Origin of the sequence: Kitasatospora sp. NPDC088861 (assembly GCF_044750105.1) — a bacterium.
In the GTDB taxonomy this organism is placed as follows: Bacteria; Actinomycetota; Actinomycetes; order Streptomycetales; family Streptomycetaceae; genus Kitasatospora.
In genome coordinates this window covers 227,246-243,284 of sequence record NZ_JBIVJF010000007.1, presented here as the reverse complement: position 1 = coordinate 243,284, position 16,039 = coordinate 227,246, and the positions used below count along the sequence as shown (strand labels likewise).

Below are 16,039 nucleotides of genomic sequence, written 5' to 3'. Positions count from 1 at the left end.
CAGGAGTCACACAGAACGTCATTTCACTCGTTGGAGTGAGATTGACGTCTGCCACTGACTCCGGTCTGCTACGGCAGTCGCCAGTCCACCGGCTGCGCCCCCTGCCGCGCCAGCAGCTCGTTCGCCCGGCTGAACGGCCGCGAGCCGAAGAAGCCGCCGCTCGCCGAGTACGGGCTCGGGTGCGCCGACTCGATCGCCGGGACGTCTCCGAGCAGCGGCCGCAGGTTGCGGGCGTCGCGCCCCCACAGGATCGCCACCAGCGGGCCGCCGCGCGCCACAAGAGCCCGGATCGCCTGCTCGGTGACCTCCTCCCAGCCCTTGCCCCGGTGCGCGGCGGGCTTGCGCGGCGCGGTGGTCAGCGCGCGGTTGAGCAGCAGGACGCCCTGCCGCGTCCACGGGGTGAGGTCGCCGTTGGACGGCTGGGGCAGGCCGAGGTCGCTGCCGTACTCCTGGAAGATGTTGATCAGGCTGGCCGGGATCGGCCGGGTCTCCGGCGCCACCGAGAAGCTGAGCCCGACGGCGTGGCCCGGGGTCGGGTACGGGTCCTGTCCGACGATCAGCACCCGCACGTCGGCGAAGGGCTGTTGGAAGGCCCGCAGCACGTTCGGCCCGGACGGCAGGTAGGTACGGCCGGCGGCCAGTTCGGCGCGCAGGAAGTCGCCCATGGCGGCGACCTGCCCGCCGACGGGCTCCAGGGCGGTGGCCCAACCGGGCTCGACGATCTCGTTCAGTGGACGCGGTGCCATGGTGGCCACCCTATCGGCCTACACCGACAGCGCGTTCAGCGGATGATCATGCACACGAGCCCGGAGCCGTCCGGCCCGGCGGCCGGCCATGACGGGCCACCCGCTCACCCCACCGGCCGGCCGCGCAGCACCACCAGCCGGGGGTCGGCGAGCACCCGGACGTCCGCCCGCGGGTCCTCCCCGTACACCACGAAGTCGGCCGACTCCCCCTCCTCCAGCCCCGGCCGCCCCAGCCACTCCCGCGCACCCCAACTGGCCGCCGACAGCGCCTGCGCCGGGCTCAGCCCCGCCTTCACCAGTTCCGCCACCTCCTCCGCGACCAGCCCGTGCGCCAGCGAGCCGCCCGCGTCCGTGCCGACGAACACCGGGATGCCGGCATCGTGCGCGGCGCCGACGGTGGCGTAGCGGCGCTCGTGCAGCCGCCGCATGTGGGCCGCCCAGGCTGGGAACCTGCCCTCGCCGCCGGCCGCCAGGCCCGGGAAGGTGGCGATGTTGACCAGCGTCGGGACGATCGCCACGCCGCGCTCGGCGAAGGCCGGGATCAGTTCCTCGGTCAGTCCGGTGGCGTGCTCGATGCAGTCGATGCCGGCCGCCAGCAGGTCCGGCAGCGACTCGGCGGCGAAGCAGTGCGCGGTGACCCGCGCGCCTTCCTCGTGCGCCGCCGCGATCGCCTCGGCCAGCGCGTCGCCGGGCCAGCAGGCGGCGAGGTCGCCGCGCTCGCGGTCGATCCAGTCGCCGACCAGCTTCACCCAGCCGTCGCCGCGCCGGGCCTCCGCGCGGACGTACGCGGCGAGGTCGCCGGGCTCGATCTCGTGCGCGTAGTTGCGGATGTAGCGGCGGGTGCGGGCGATGTGCCGCCCGGCGCGGATGATCCGGGGCAGGTCCTCGCGCTCGTCGATCCACCGGGTGTCGGCGGCCGAGCCGGCGTCGCGGATCAGCAGGGTGCCGGCGTCACGGTCGGTGAGCGCCTGCTTCTCGCTGGTCTCCGCGTCGACGGCGCCGTGCGCGTCCAGGCCGACGTGGCAGTGCGCGTCCACCAGGCCGGGCAGCACCCAGCCGGTCACCGTCCGGACGTCCTCGGCGCCGGGCGGGCAGGTGAAGCTCACCCGGCCGTCCACGACCCAGAGTTCGTCCCGGACGTCCTCCGGACCGACCAGCACCCGACCCCGGACGTGCAGCACCGCGCCATCGCTCATGGCCCGCACTCTACCGACGGGGGTGTTCCCTGTAAGCAGCAAAGATGCGGCAGACTCGTTCCGGCACCCACCACCCCACGCCCGAAAGGCCGCTACCGTGAGTCCCTTCCTCGACCTCCCCCCGCTCAGCGCCGCCGAGTTCGCGGCGATCGAGGACCAGGTGGCCGCACTGCTGCACACCACCGCGGACGTCATCGTCACCCAGGGTGAGGCGCTGCTGCCGCTGGAGGCCGCGATCCGCGGCGCCGCGCACCCCGGCTCCACCGCGCTCAACATCGTCACCGGCCCGTACGGGCAGACCTTCGGCAACTGGCTGCGCTCCTGCGGGGTCGAGGTCGTGGACCTGGCCGTCCCCTTCGACAGCGCGGTCAGCGCGCAGCAGGTCGCCGACGCCCTCGCCGCCCGTCCGGCCGTCGACTTCGTCTCCCTCGTCCACGCCGAGGCCGCCACCGGCAACACCAACCCCGTCGCCGGGATCGCCGCCGCCGTCCGCGAGCACGGCGCCCTGCTGATGCTCGACGCGGTCGCCTCCGTCGCCGCCGAGCCGCTGCTCACCGACGAGTGGGGCGTCGACCTGTGCGTCATCGGGGGCCAGAAGGCCATGGGCGGCCCTGCCGGGGTCTCCGCCGTCTCCGTCTCCCAGCGCGCCTGGGAACGGATCGCCGCCAACCCGGCCGCCCCGCGCCGCTCCTACCTGTCCCTGCTCGACTGGAAGGAGCGCTGGACGGACGCCGGGCGCACCGTGCTCCCGCACGCCCCCGCCCAGTTGGAGATGCTGGCCCTCGGCGCCTGCCTCGACCGGATCGCCGCCGACGGCCTGCCCGCCGTCATCGCCCGCCACCGCGCCGCCTCCGCCGCCACCCGCGCGGGCGCCCGCGCGCTCGGCACCCTCGCCCCGTTCGTCACCGAGGACGCCCACGCCGCCCCGGTCGCCACCACCCTGCGCACCCCGGCCGGCGTGCACGCGGCCGAGCTCGCCGCCCGCCTCGACCCCGCCCTCCCCGTCCAGCCCGGCGGCGGCCCCCTCGCCGCCTCGATGCTCCGCGTCAACCACTACGGCCCCGCCGCCGCCCTGCCCACCGTCCACGCCTGCCTCACCGCCCTCGCCACCGCGACGGACGCGGACCCGGCCCCGGCCCTGGCCGCCGCGGAGGCGGCCTGGGCGGCCACTGTCCAGGGCTGACACCACGGCGCCGTCAAGGCCCGAGCACGCGGAGCGGCCCCCGGGACACTCGGTCCCGGGGGCCGCTCCGTCCCTCCCCCGGACAGGGCCTGGCCGCGCACGGCACGGCGGGTTTCGGCCACGGGCTCCCGGCACAGTTCCCGCAGCGTTCATCTGCGCGGCACGCCGATCTCACCGGGGACCGGCAGGCTCCGGCCAGGGGTGAAGTTGGCTATACAACTTCACCCCTGACGCCGCCGAGGAGGAGACCACCGTGACCGAGCTGCCGCCGTACTGGCTGCGCGACAACTGCCCGTGCGCCGAGTGCCGGGACCCCCGGAACGGGCAGAAACTGTTCCAGATCGACGACCTGCCGCAGGACCTGGCGGTCGCCGCGAGCACCGAGACCGACGGGGGCCTGGAGGTGCTCTGGTCGGACGGGCACCGCTCGCGGTACCCGCTGGAGTGGCTGGGCGCCGAGCGGGACGGCGACGGGCGGACGGAGGAGGGCAAGCGGCTCTGGGTGGCGGCGGACTTCGCGCGCGGGATCCCCGAGGCGCGGTGGGAGGCGTACCTGTCCGACCCCGCCGAGCAGGCCGCCGTCCTCACCGCCGTGCGCAGCAGCGGCTTCGCGGTGCTGCGCGGGGTGCCGGCGGTGGAGCGGCAGGTCCTCGCGGTGGCCGAGAGCTTCGGCTACGTCCGGGTCACCAACTACGGGGAGCTGTTCGACGTCCGGGTCGAGCCGGATCCGAACAACCTGGCGTTCACCAGCGTCGCGATCGCGCCGCACACCGACAACCCGTACCGGGACCCGGTGCCGACGCTCCAGCTCCTGCACTGCCTGGAGAACTCCGCGACCGGCGGCGACTCCGGCCTCGTGGACGGGTTCCGGGCGGCGGCGGTCCTCCGGGAGGAGGCGCCGGCGGACTTCGAGACGCTCACCCGCACGCCCGTCCCGTTCGTCTTCCGCGACCGCCGCACCGAACTGCGCGCCGACCGCCCGCTGATCGAGGTGGACGCCCTGGGCCGGATCCGCGAGGTGCGGTTCAACAACCGCTCGATCGGCACCCTGCGCGGGAGTTCCGCCGAACTGACGGCCTTCTACGCCGCGTACCGCCGCTTCGCCGCGATCACCCTGCGCCCCGAGCTCCAGCTCGCCTTCCGCCTCGACCGCGGCGACTGCCTGATCTTCGACAACACCCGGCTGCTGCACGCCCGTACGGCCTTCCAGCAGGACGGCCACCGCCACCTCCAGGGCTGCTACGCCGACCTGGACACGCTGGGCAGCACCCTCGCCGTGCTGCACCGGCGCGCCGCCGCGCTGGACGCGATCGCCGGGCTGTTCGCGGGCGAGGGCGCCGGGGAGTACCTGGGCGAGGAGGTCACCATGGCCGAGCACATGCTCCAGGCCGCCGCTGCCGCCGAGGCGGCCGGGGCGCCGGACCACCTCGTCGCCGCCGCGCTGCTGCACGACGTCGGCCACTTCCAGGGAGCACTGCACGGTAGAGACTTGATGGAGGGTCAGGACAACCGGCACAACGACACCGGCGCCGACTGGCTGGCACGGTGGTTCGGCCCGGAGGTGACCGAGCCGGTCCGGCTGCACGTGGCCGCCAAGCGCTACCTGTGCGCGGTGGAGCCGGACTACCGGCAGCGGTTGTCCGAGGCCTCGGAGTACACCCTCACCGTCCAGGGCGGCCCGATGGACGAGCGGCAGGCCGCCGCGTTCGCCGAACTCCCGGGCGCCGCCGACGCGGTGGCCGTCCGCCGCTGGGACGAGCAGGCGAAGACGGCCGGGGCGCCGACACCCGGCTTCGAGCACTACCGCCCGCTGCTCGCCGCGCTCATGCACTGACGGCACCGGCCGGCACGCCCGGGAGGATGGCCGGGCTCGGCCCCGGACTCAGTCGCCCTCCCGGGCGTGCCGCGAAAGCGCCGACGCGGCCAGCGAGTTGTGGATGCTGAAGGCCACCGTCCCGGGCAGGTAGCGGTCCTGGGACCACTCCACCGGAGTGCCGGTCGGGTCCGTCGTGCGCCGCCGTTCGCGCAGCAGCGGGCCGCCGCGGCGGCAGCCGAGGAGCCGGGCGTCCTCGGCGTTGGCGGCCACGATGTCAATGGTGTGGTCGGCGTCGGTGAACAGGATGCCGTGCTCGCGCAGGACTTCGGTGTGCGAGACGACGTCCGCCGGCAGCTCGGCGACGATCTCGCCGACCCGCGGCGGGTAGACGGTCCGCTCGACCATCACGGGCGCGCCGGAGAGGGTGCGCAGCCGGACGGTCACGTACACCTCGGCGCCCGGCTCCAGGCGCAGTTGCTCGCGTTCGGCGGTGTCGGCGGGGCGGCGGACCAGCGAGTCCAGGATGCCGCCGGGCTCCTCGCCCATCGAGTACGCCCAGTGCGTGAAGCTGAGCAGTTCGGAGAAGCTCTGCACCCGGGCGCCCCCGAGCACGACGCGCCGGGTGCCGCGGCGGGAGGTGACCAGCCCGTCGGAGCGGAGGACGGCGAGCGCCTGGCGGACGGTGCCCCGGGAGACGCCGTACTGCTCGGCGAGCGCGCCCTCGGCGGGCAGCCGGCCGGCCTCGCCGTACGCGCCGGTGGTGATGGCCTCGCGCAGGTCGGCGGCGACCTTCCGGTACAGGGCGCCGGGAGCGCGCTCGGCGGGGCGCCCGGGCTCAAGTGCCACGTCAGTCAATGTCCCTCCTGGGGCGGTGTCCTGCGCAGCCGTACCGGCACGGACAGCCCGACCTTATCCCGCTGCGCCTTTGAAGCATCGCACCGAACGGATCACGCTCAGATGGCCGGATTCGACCGTTCCCGCAGCCGACCCCGGTTCTGGGCCGTCCGTTCACCTTCCCGTCATCGGACTCCGGCGTACTTACCTCCGTCAGCGAAGTTGGCTAGTCAACTCGGACGGCCTCGAACGGCTCCGGGCGGCTCCGAACGGCACCGGACACCTCAGAACGGCTCCGAACGGCCACTCGCACGATCCCCCGATCAGACAACCCCACCGCAGCTCACCCCCTTGCAGTACACCCGATCAGGAGACTGACCCGTGTCCGTGCACCGCGCCCGTTCCGCCGCCTTCGCAGCGGTCCTGACCGCCGCCGCGCTGTCCCTCACCGCCTGCGGCTCCGCCGGCTCCTCCACCGCGAAGTCCGGCGACGCCGCGGGCGGCAAGAGCGCCAAGACCGCCACCTCGGTCGCCGACTTCGGCGGGATGGACGGCCTGATCGCCGCCGCCAAGAAGGAGGGGAAGCTGCACGTCATCACGCTGCCTCGCGACTGGGCGAACTACGGCAAGCTGATGGACGACTTCAAGGCGAAGTACGGCATCGAGATCGAGGACGAGAACCCCGACGGCGCCAGCCAGGACGAGATCAACGCGATCACCTCCCGCAAGGGCCAGGACCGCGCCCCCGACGTCGTCGACCTCGGCTCGGCCTTCGCGCTCAGCGCCGCCAAGCAGGGCCTGCTGGCCCCGTACAAGGTCACCGACTTCGACAAGATCCCGGCCACCATGAAGAACGCCGACGGCCTGCACTACAACGACTACGGCGGCTACATGTCGATCGCGTGCGACGCCAAGAAGGTGTCCGCCTGCCCGAAGACCTTCGCCGACCTGCTGAAGCCCGAGTACAAGGGCATGGTCGCCCTGAACGGCAACCCGACCAAGGCCGGTGCCGCGTTCGGCGCCGTCTACGCGGCCGCGCTCGCCAACGGCGGCTCGCTGGACAACATCCAGCCCGGCATCGACTTCTTCGCCAAGGTCAAGCAGGCCGGCAACTTCAACCCGGTCGAGGTCACCCCGGCGACCATCGAGAAGGGCGAGACCCCGATCAGCATCGACTGGTCGTACCTGAACGCCGGCTACGCCGACAAGTTCAGGAGCAAGGGCATCGACTGGCAGGTGGCCATCCCCTCGGACGGCTCCTACGCGCAGTACTACAACCAGGCGATCAACAAGGACGCGCCGCACCCGGCCGCCGCCCGCCTGTGGGAGGAGTACCTGTACAGCGCCGAGGGCCAGAACGGCTTCCTGGGCGGCTACGCCACCCCGGCCCTGTTCGACGCCATGAAGACGGCCGGCACCCTGGACGCCGCGGGCGCCGCGAAGCTCCCGCCGGTCGAGAAGCCCTTCACCACCTTCCCGACCCAGGAGCAGACGGACACGGCCAAGAAGACCGTGACCGAGAACTGGGCCAAGGCGATCGCGGGCTGACCTGACGATGACCACGGCTCCCACCCCGGTGCCGGCCCCCGCCTCCGCCGCCCAGAGCGGCGGGGGCGCCCCCGGCCCCGCAGCAACCACCCCCGCCACCGCCGACGCCACCACGGCCGAGGCCACCGACACCGCGGCCGAGACCGCCGCGGCCAAGAGCACCGAGACCGCCAGGGCCCCCCGCCCCGGCAAGCCCCGGGCCGGCCGCGGTCGTGCCTGGATGGCCGCCCTCCCCCTGCTCCTGTTCTTCCTGGTCGGCTTCGGCCTGCCCGCCGTCGCGATCGCCATCGGCGCGTTCACCACCTCGCCCGACGCCCCCGACGGCGGCGGCACCTTCACCACCGACAACCTCACCGGCTCGCTGCAGGGCGCCTACTGGACCGCCCTGTGGGGCAGCGTCAAGCTCTCCCTGCTGACCGCGCTGATCGCCGCCGTGGTCGGCCTGCCGCTGGCCCAGGCCGTGGCCACCTCCCGGTTCCGGGTGTTCCGCGAGGCGGTGCTCTCCGCCTCCGGCGTGCTCGCCAACTTCGGCGGCGTGCCGCTCGCCTTCATGTTCGTCGCCACCCTCGGCAACGCCGGCGAGGTCACCAAGAAGTTCGGCCTCACCAGCCACGGCTGGAACCTCTACACCTTCACCGGCCTCTCCGTGGTCTACCTGTACTTCCTGGTGCCGCTGATGGTCATCACCATCACCCCGGCCCTGGAGGGCCTGCGCACCCAGTGGCGCGAGGCCGCGTACAACAACGGCGCCACCGTCGTGCAGTACTGGCGGCACGTGGCCCTGCCGGTCCTGGTGCCCTCGCTGCTCGGCGGCTTCGTGCTGCTGTTCGGCGCCTCCTTCGCCGCGTACGCCACCGCCGAGGCCATGGTGGGCAGTTCGGTGCCGCTCATCTCGATGCAGATCGGCGACGCGCTGTCCGGCAACGTCCTGGTCGGCCAGGGCAACCTCGCCCTCGCCCTCGGCCTCGACATGATCGTGGTCGCCTGCCTGGTGATGGCCGTGTACCTGCCCCTTCAGCGCCGGAGTGCCAAGTGGCTCGCCTGATCAATCGCATCCGTTTCGGCCGCGGCCTCGTCCTGCTGCTCTGCGGCGTCTACTTCGCCGTACCGCTGGCCTCCTCGGTGATCTTCAGCGTCGACGACAACAAGGGCGGCACCACCTTCCGGGCCTACACCGAGCTGCTGAACGCGCCCGGCTTCCTGGACAGCCTGGTGCTGAGCCTGGAGCTGGCCGGCGTCACGGTGGCGGTGCTGCTGCTCCTGCTGGTCCCGGCGATGCTCGCCGCCCGGCTCGGTGCGCCGAAGCTGCGCCCGGTGATCGAGGTGATGTGCTCGATGCCGCTGGTCGTCCCCGTGGTCGCGCTCACCACCGGCATCATCGGCGTGCTGCGCTGGGGCCCGGACTACCTCCAGGACACCCCGCTGTTCCAGACCATCGTGGCCATCCAGGACCCGAAGTTCCCGATCGTCCTGGTCATCGCCTACGTGCTGATGGCGCTGCCGTTCGCCTACCGGGCGCTGGACGCCGGGCTGCGCGGCGTGGACGTCGCCACCCTGGTCGAGGCCGCCCGCAACTGCGGGGCCGGCTGGCTGCGCGCGGTGTTCACCGTCGTCCTGCCGAACCTGCGCAGCGCGCTGCTGAACGCGGCCGTCCTCACCGTCGCCCTGGTGCTCGGCGAGTTCACCACCGCCTCCATCCTCGGCTTCGCCCCCTTCTCGGTGTGGATCAACTCCAACGGCAAGAGCGACGGCCAGATGTCCGTCGCCGTCTCGATGCTCAGCCTGCTGATCGTCTGGCTCGTCCTGCTGCTGATGTCCGCCGCCGGCCGCGGCCGCAAGGGCGCGCGGGCCTGAGGCGCCCCGCCGCACGGCCATCCCGCGCTCCGGCCGCACGGTCCTGAACCACCCCACGCTTTCCAGGAGTTACCAGCCATGACCACGGTTTCCGCCCCCGTCACCGGTGTCGCGCTCGCCCCCGGCGGCGCCACCGTCGAGTTCCGCTCGCTGCGCCGCTCGTTCGGCGCCACCACCGCCCTCGACGGCCTGGACCTGACCGTCCACCCGGGCGAACTGCTCGCCCTGCTCGGCCCGTCCGGCTGCGGCAAGACCACCGCGCTGCGCATCCTGGCCGGCTTCGAGCAGCACGACTCCGGCGAGGTCCTGGTCGACGGGCAGGACATCACCGCGATCCCCGCCCACAAGCGCGACGCGGGCATGGTGTTCCAGTCGTACAGCCTCTTCCCGCACCTGACCGCGCTGGACAACGTCGCCTTCGGGCTGCGGATGCGCGGCGCCGGCAAGGCCGAGCGCCGCAAGCGCGCCCAGGAGCTGCTGGAGCTGGTCGGGCTGCCGCACCGCGCCGAGCACTACCCGCACCAGATGTCCGGCGGCCAGCAGCAGCGCATCGCGCTCGCCCGGGCGCTCGCCCTGCAGCCGCGCGTGCTGCTGCTCGACGAGCCGCTGTCCGCGCTGGACGCCAAGGTCCGCCTCCAGCTGCGCGAGGAGATCCGCCGGCTCCAGCAGGAACTGGGGATCACCACCCTGTTCGTCACCCACGACCAGGAGGAGGCGCTGTCGATGGCCGACCGGGTCGCGGTGCTGCGCGCGGGCCGGCTGGAGCAGTGCGCCACCCCGTCCGAGCTGTACGGCCGCCCGGCCACCGCGTTCGTCGCCGAGTTCGTCGGCACCATGAGCCGCATCCCGTGCACCCGCACGTCCGACGGCGTCGAGGTGCTCGGCCGCCGGCACGCGGTGGACGGCGACCTGCCCGCCGACGGCGAACTCCAGGTGCTGGTCCGCCCGGAGAACGTCACCCTGACCCCGTCCGAGGCCGGCCCGGCCCTGGTGATCACCGCGTCCTTCCTGGGCGCCGTCACCCGGCTCACCGTCCGCCTCGACGACGGCACCGAGGTCAAGGCCGACCTGCCGACCGAGGCCGCCGCCGCGCTGCCGGCCGGCTCGCGCGCCGAGCTCCTGCTGCCGGAGCGTCCGGTGCTGGTGGACCGCCGCACCGTCTGAGAGCCTCGAACCCCATCTGCGTAGCACCATCTGATGAACCACCGAAGGTACCGCCATGCCTGAAGCCCTGACGCCATCCTCCCCGACGCCCTCCTCCCCGACGCCCGGCCCCTCGACGACCGAAGCTCCCCGCCCCGCCGCCGTCCTGTTCGACATGGACGGCACCCTGGTCGACACCGAGCAGCTCTGGTGGCAGGCCGCCGCCGAACTCGCCGACGAGCTCCACCACGCGCTCACCGACCAGGACGCCCCCGAAGTGCTCGGCCAGGCCGTCGAGCACACCGCCGCCCACCTGCACAGGGTCAGCGGCACCACCCTCACCGAGGCCGAACTCGCCGCCCGGCTCGGCGAGTCCTTCGCCGCCAAGGTCGCCGCCGAGACCGTCCCGCGCCCCGGCGCGCTCGCCCTGCTGGCCTCCCTGCGGGACGCGCGGGTGCCCACCGCGCTGGTCTCCGCCTCCCCGCGCCAGGTCGTCGACCTGGTCCTCGCCGCCATCGGCCGGGACTGGTTCGCCGTCACCCTGGCCGCCGAGGACACCCCGCGCACCAAGCCCGCACCGGACCCGTACCTCGCCGCCGCCGAACGGCTCGGCCTGGACCCGGCCACCTGCGTCGCCGTCGAGGACACCCCGACCGGAGTCGCCTCCGCCGCCGCGGCCGGCTGCGCCGTGCTCGCCGTGCCGTCCACTGCGACGCCGATGCCCGACGGCGGCCGGATCACCCTGCTCGCCAGCCTGGAACAGGCCGACCTCGCCCTGCTGGGGAAGCTCGGCGCCGCCCGGGCCGTTTGACCGGCATGCCCTATCTCCTGCTCTCCCTCGCCATCCTGAGCGAGGTCTGCGCGACCAGCTGCCTCAAGCTCACCGAGGGGTTCACCCGCCTCTGGCCGAGCGTGGGGGTGGCGGTCGGCTACGTGCTGTCCTTCGTGCTGCTCGGGCGCGCGCTCAAGCACATCCCGGTCTCGGTCGCCTACGCCGTCTGGTCCGGGGCCGGGACGGCGGCGGTCGCCGGAATAGGCGTGGTCGCCTTCGGCGAATCGCTGGGACGCCTCCAGTGGCTGGGGATCGCCCTGGTGATCGTCGGAGTGGTCGTGCTCAACCTCAAGAACAGTCACTGACGGGCCGCCCCCCGCCCGCGGCGCTGGTCAACTACCCTTTCGGAGCGGGAAGTCGGATGTGCCGACCGCCCGCTCCGAGTGGTTCGCTACCGTGGGCCCCATGAGCGACCCACGACCCCACCACTACCGCTTCGTCCACCGCGAGCTCGCCCGCCAGGTCCTCGAATTCGGCCCCCGGCTGACCGTCCCGGACGCCGGCGGCAGCCTCCTGCCCGTCCTCACCGGTATCTGGGACAACCTCGGCCAGACCCTCCCGCCCGAGGACCGGCTGCCCAGCCACGGTCTGGACTGCCAGCACCTGCGGGCCGACGGCCACCCCCTGCTGCTCGTCACCCTCCCCACCCCGACCAGCGCCACCGAGGCCCACTTCGTCGCCGCCGTCCACCCCCAGGGCACCAAGACCGTCCGCTACGTGACCCTGGAGCACGCGCTCAACCCCTTCGACAGCAGCCCCGGCACCGTCCTCGGCGAGTGGTCGTCCGAAGGCCACCTCAACCACGGCGAGGGCCCCTCCCCCGTCGCCGAACTGTTCGTCGCCGCGGTGGCGAAGCTCGTCACCCCGAAGAAGCGCGGCTTCTGGCGACGCTGACCCCGACGCCGCCGCGCGCCGGCGCATCGTCAAGGTCCCGTCATCGCACCGTGAAGCACCCGTCACAACAGATCGCCCGCGCACCGACTGCGGCTATGCTCGGCCGGTCACGCCATCGACACATCGGGGGAGCAGTGGCCGACTTCACGGTCAGCACCGAGTTCCTCGCCAAGCTGGCCAAGGACCTCAAAGGCTGCGGCGACGAACTCGACCAGGGACTCAAGGCGCTCAAGGAAGCGAGTCGCAGCGGACTGGGCTACGACTTCCTCGACGAGGCCTGCGGACACTTCCAGGGCACGTGGGAGTACGGACTGAAGAAGGTCCGCGAATGCGTCAAGATCCTTGACGACGGCCTGGAGAAGGTGCAACAGGGCTACGACAGCACCGAACAGGACACCACCAAGGCCCTCACCCCCCAGGGGCGCTCATGACCGACCCCACGCCCGACTGGTCCGGCCTCGGCTTCAACCCGACCCCCGGCGACGCCACCGCCGTCACCGGCCTCAGCGGAAGCCTGCGCCGGGTGGGCCAGCACCTGACCGACGTCCACACCACGCTCTCGCAGCTCTCCGCCAACCAGGGCCAGTGGACCGGCGAGGCCGCCAAGGCCTTCGCCGGCCAGTTCGGCAAGCTCCCCGCGTACCTCCAGGACGCCGCCGACTCGATCACCGCCGCCTACCAGGCCCTCGACGTCTGGTACCAGGCGCTGACCGAACACCAGCCCAAGGCCGCCGAGTTGGCCCGCTCCGCGGTCGCCGCCAAGCAGCAGAAGGAGCAGGCCGAACAGGCGCACACCGCCGCGGCCGCCGCCCCCGACCTCAAGCTCGCCGGCCAGACCTTCCCCGACGACGCCGGCCTCGCCGCCGCCGAACAGCGCTACACCAAGGCGAAGGACCACCTGGACGCGGCCGCCAAACTGGTCTCCAGCGCCGCGAGCGACCTCACCCAGCTCCAGAACCAGGCCCACGAACTCGCCGGGGGCCACAAGTCCGACGCCCACAAGACCGCGGCCGCCATCCGCAAGGCCGCCGACAGCAAGGCGCCGCCGGAGCCCGGCTGGCTCAGCAAGGTCGGCAACTGGCTCAAGAACCACGGCGCCGACATGCTCACCGTGGCCGCCGGCATCTGCGGCGTCGCGGCGATCTTCTTCCCCGCCTTCGCGCTACCGGCCCTCCTGCTGAGCGCCGCCGCGGCAGGCGCTCACGTGAAGCAGTACGGCATCAAGGGACTGATGCCGACCAGCATGGCGAACCTCGGCAACGACCTCACCCTGGCCGGTGATCTCCTCGGGGCGCTCCCCGGAGGAGCCCTCCTCAAAGGCGGAATCACCGCGTTCAGGGGTGCCCGCGCGGCCGGCACCGGGGTCAAGGCCGTGAGCGCCGGCGCCACCGAGATCCGCACCGCCGCCAGGGCAATGGACCCGGCCAGCCCGATCTTCACGACGGCGATCGAGAAGCCCGCCATCAAACTCGGGCTATCCAAGGCCGCTGCGATGAACGTCTCCGACGGCGTGCAGGCAGCCAGTGGCGTCGCGCTGACGGCCCCTACCGCCTGGGGCCTCACCCAGGACAACCCGAGCCCGGGGCTGAGCGCCGCGGTGAACTACACCACCGGAGGCGGGACGGCGCTCAACGGTGCCGGATCCGCCATCGGCGGCAGCGGCAAGAGCCGGATCGTAGCCGGACTGCTCGGTGGCGGCAGTGCGATCGTCACCGGTGTGTGGGGAGTCGGCCATGGCTGACACGACCGCCCCGTCGTTCTGGCTCTCCCTGCCCGAAGGGTTCACGAGCATCGACCTGTCCGAGGATCCGGGCGACCGCATGAGTCGGATCGTGGACGGACTCGACGCGCTCACCGATGCCGGTCCGGAACAGAAGCTCGGTATCACTGTCTCTGCCGAGCTCGCCCTCCAGGCGCAGCTGCGCGAGGGTGCGGTCCACGTCTCCAACTGCCTGGTACAGACCGAGGAAGGCACGATCGTCCAGGGCATGTTCAGCCTGTTCCTCCGCGAGCAGGAGCAAGGCGCCCCGGGCACCTACCCCCAGCGCGTCGCCGAGGAGCTCGCGGCCGCCTGGCCGGACGCCGACGTCGACGTCCTCGACTTCCGGCTCGGCCGTGCCACCGTGACCGTCCGCGACCTGGCCGTACCCGTGTCCGGGGCGGTCTACGGCCTGCCGGGATCGGGCGTCGTCACCGTCCGCCAGCTGGAAGCCCTGTTCCCTCATCCGTGGAGCCCTCACGTGCTCGCCGTCGTCTTCACCACCCAGCACCTGGACTACTGGGACGGGTGGTCGGTCCTGGTGGGCGCCGCCATCAGTGGGATCTCCTTCTACCCTCCGCTCGACGAAGCACAGAACGCCCTGTCGCCGGAGCGGCGGGACACCATCCGAAAGGCCTTCGGGTGACACTCGCCCAGTCCGCCCCGGAGACGGGAAGCAAGGCGCGCTGGCTCCGCCGTGGCGCCGTCCTGGTCGCCGTCCTGACCTGCCTGTCCGTCGGCACCGTCCTCGCGTTCGTGTACGTCGGCACCCTCCTGGCTTTCGGCCTGGGTGCGCTCTACATGGTCGCGACGGGCGTCGGACTGGCGAAGCTCGGAGGACCGGGGAACGACCCCGATGGCAAGGACGTCAGCGCCGGGCTGGTCCTCGTCTTCTTCGCCGTCCTCATCGCCACCGGTGCGGGCGCCGACGCCTGGCACAACCAGCTGCTGGGTTCGGGGCGGGACGTCAAGGCGGTGGTCATCGCCGAGCACGTCGACAAGTCGATCCACGGCACGAAGCGGACGTACGACCTCTCCACGCAGGGCGAGAAGGTCCCCGGCGGACCCCTGGAGCCGGACAGTCGGCGCTTCAACCCCGGCGACCACGTCACCGTCCGGATGGACCCGGCCGGCCGGGTCGCCCCCAAGCTGCCCGGGGAGGCCGATTCCCCGGCATCCCTGTGGAGCGCGATCGGAATCAACGCGGTCATCGCCCTGTTCCTGCTGTGGTTCGCCTACGACAGCAGCAAGCCGCCCCGGGACCCACGCCCGGCCGGACCGTGGCGCGAGCGCATGCGCCGACTCGACGGGCTGCCGCTCACCGCGGCGGCGACGGCGGTCTCGGTGCCCTGGCTCCTGTGCTTCCTGCTCGTCCAGAACCGTCTCGGCTTGGCCCTGATGGTCGCGATCCCCTATCCCCTCGCCGGGTTGGCGGCCTTCGGCTCGCTCGTTCGCGACGAGGACCGGAAGCAACCCCAGGGCCTGGTCCTCCTCGCGGTCGGTCTCGTCTTCACCGCGCTCGCCCTGTTCCTCTGACCGACGACCCGGCACGCGCCGGCGGAAGGAGTCGGGACGGCACGGAAGGCATTCGGACGATGACCGCCCGGTTCGGCCGGGGCACACAGGGCCGAGTTGGCCGACGAGGTCCCCGGCGGGGGCCTGGAACAGAGTTCCGCCCGGCTCAAGCCCGGCGACGTGATCACCGTCCGGTGACGCGCGGCCGAGCCGACCAGCCCGCCACGGCGTGACGCCCGTCACACGAAGTATCGGCAACCCTGTCGCTCCGAACGGGCATCTCACTCCTCGCTGCTCATGACACACGGACAGTACGGGGGATGACGCCATGGCGGATGATGGACCGAAAGCCGGCGGCCCGGAGTTCAAGATCCGGCCGGGGGACCTGAAGGCGGCCGCGCCGACCTTCCAGGCTCAGAGCAGGGCACTCAAGGACGCCCTCGACACGCTCAGGCACAGCCTCGCCGACGCCGGCAGCCCGTGGGGCGACGACAAGCAGGGCAAGGAGTTCGCCCAGGCCTACAACGGCCCGCACGACCACGTGCTCTCCGCGCTGGACACCCTGGTCAAAGGCCTCACCAGCATTCACGACGGGCTGAACGCCCACGCCGACAACCACACCGACGCCGACAACCACGTCCACAAGGACCTGACGCCGTGATCGGCCGCCCACCGCGGAGGGAGCCGGCGCGTGGGTGAGTCCGCGGCCGAGAAGATCG

The 16,039-nt window shown here is 72.7% G+C and carries 17 protein-coding genes; 14 read left to right on the top strand and 3 right to left on the bottom strand.

Features of this window, described 5'->3' with window-relative positions; translation table 11 throughout:
* Positions 1–68: 68 nt before the first annotated feature.
* Together ACIP37_RS16030 and ACIP37_RS16025 are read right to left on the bottom strand one after the other, a co-directional pair.
* A complete protein-coding gene (locus ACIP37_RS16030; protein ID WP_400807513.1) occupies positions 69–746 on the bottom strand; it encodes a uracil-DNA glycosylase in 678 nt (225 codons plus the stop codon).
* A gap of 104 nt (positions 747–850) precedes the next feature.
* Positions 851–1,942 (bottom strand): amidohydrolase family protein, encoded by a 1,092-nt coding sequence (locus ACIP37_RS16025; protein ID WP_363580543.1) that lies wholly within the window; start codon positions 1,940–1,942, stop codon positions 851–853.
* Positions 1,943–2,039: 97 nt separating this feature from the next.
* Between ACIP37_RS16025 and ACIP37_RS16020 the strand changes: the two genes are divergently transcribed.
* Positions 2,040–3,125 (top strand): pyridoxal-phosphate-dependent aminotransferase family protein, encoded by a 1,086-nt coding sequence (locus ACIP37_RS16020; protein WP_400807511.1) that lies wholly within the window; start codon positions 2,040–2,042, stop codon positions 3,123–3,125.
* A gap of 253 nt (positions 3,126–3,378) precedes the next feature.
* Complete coding sequence (locus ACIP37_RS16015) at positions 3,379–4,959, top strand: phosphonate degradation HD-domain oxygenase (RefSeq protein ID WP_400807508.1); 1,581 nt, start codon at positions 3,379–3,381, stop codon at positions 4,957–4,959.
* Between the two features lie 48 nt (positions 4,960–5,007).
* Here ACIP37_RS16015 and ACIP37_RS16010 read toward each other — a convergent pair whose 3' ends face one another.
* Positions 5,008–5,787 (bottom strand): GntR family transcriptional regulator, encoded by a 780-nt coding sequence (locus ACIP37_RS16010; RefSeq protein ID WP_363580537.1) that lies wholly within the window; start codon positions 5,785–5,787, stop codon positions 5,008–5,010.
* A gap of 369 nt (positions 5,788–6,156) precedes the next feature.
* Between ACIP37_RS16010 and ACIP37_RS16005 the strand changes: the two genes are divergently transcribed.
* The 12 genes from ACIP37_RS16005 (at position 6,157) to ACIP37_RS15950 (ending at position 15,981) form a co-directional block, all read left to right on the top strand.
* Entirely contained in the window at positions 6,157–7,323 is a 1,167-nt protein-coding gene (locus ACIP37_RS16005) for an ABC transporter substrate-binding protein (protein WP_363618622.1), read from the top strand.
* Between the two features lie 7 nt (positions 7,324–7,330).
* A complete protein-coding gene (locus ACIP37_RS16000; protein ID WP_400334696.1) occupies positions 7,331–8,368 on the top strand; it encodes an ABC transporter permease in 1,038 nt (345 codons plus the stop codon).
* Positions 8,368–9,177: an ABC transporter permease gene (locus ACIP37_RS15995; protein ID WP_387818562.1), complete on the top strand. Its 810-nt coding sequence runs from the start codon at positions 8,368–8,370 to the stop codon at positions 9,175–9,177. Before ACIP37_RS16000 ends, ACIP37_RS15995 begins: the two co-directional genes overlap by 1 nt.
* Positions 9,178–9,255: 78 nt before the next feature.
* Positions 9,256–10,341: an ABC transporter ATP-binding protein gene (locus ACIP37_RS15990; protein WP_363580531.1), complete on the top strand. Its 1,086-nt coding sequence runs from the start codon at positions 9,256–9,258 to the stop codon at positions 10,339–10,341.
* A 55-nt stretch (positions 10,342–10,396) separates the two neighbouring features.
* Positions 10,397–11,131: an HAD family hydrolase gene (locus tag ACIP37_RS15985; protein WP_400807504.1), complete on the top strand. Its 735-nt coding sequence runs from the start codon at positions 10,397–10,399 to the stop codon at positions 11,129–11,131.
* Positions 11,132–11,136: 5 nt separating this feature from the next.
* The gene (locus ACIP37_RS15980; RefSeq protein ID WP_363618628.1) at positions 11,137–11,457 is read left to right on the top strand and encodes a multidrug efflux SMR transporter; all 321 of its coding nucleotides are present in this window, start codon (positions 11,137–11,139) and stop codon (positions 11,455–11,457) included.
* Positions 11,458–11,557: 100 nt separating this feature from the next.
* A complete protein-coding gene (locus ACIP37_RS15975) occupies positions 11,558–12,046 on the top strand; it encodes a hypothetical protein (RefSeq protein WP_363580525.1) in 489 nt (162 codons plus the stop codon).
* A 134-nt stretch (positions 12,047–12,180) separates the two neighbouring features.
* Positions 12,181–12,477, top strand: a complete 297-nt coding sequence (locus ACIP37_RS15970) for a hypothetical protein (protein ID WP_363580523.1) — start codon at positions 12,181–12,183, stop codon at positions 12,475–12,477.
* A complete protein-coding gene (locus ACIP37_RS15965) occupies positions 12,474–13,787 on the top strand; it encodes a putative T7SS-secreted protein (RefSeq protein ID WP_400807503.1) in 1,314 nt (437 codons plus the stop codon). The genes ACIP37_RS15970 and ACIP37_RS15965 overlap by 4 nt, the downstream gene beginning before the upstream one ends.
* Positions 13,780–14,451, top strand: coding sequence for a hypothetical protein (locus tag ACIP37_RS15960; protein WP_400807501.1), 672 nt, complete (start codon positions 13,780–13,782; stop codon positions 14,449–14,451). Before ACIP37_RS15965 ends, ACIP37_RS15960 begins: the two co-directional genes overlap by 8 nt.
* Complete coding sequence (locus tag ACIP37_RS15955; RefSeq protein WP_363618636.1) at positions 14,448–15,341, top strand: hypothetical protein; 894 nt, start codon at positions 14,448–14,450, stop codon at positions 15,339–15,341. Before ACIP37_RS15960 ends, ACIP37_RS15955 begins: the two co-directional genes overlap by 4 nt.
* A gap of 307 nt (positions 15,342–15,648) precedes the next feature.
* Positions 15,649–15,981, top strand: coding sequence for a WXG100 family type VII secretion target (locus tag ACIP37_RS15950; protein WP_400807498.1), 333 nt, complete (start codon positions 15,649–15,651; stop codon positions 15,979–15,981).
* Positions 15,982–16,039 lie beyond the last annotated feature (58 nt).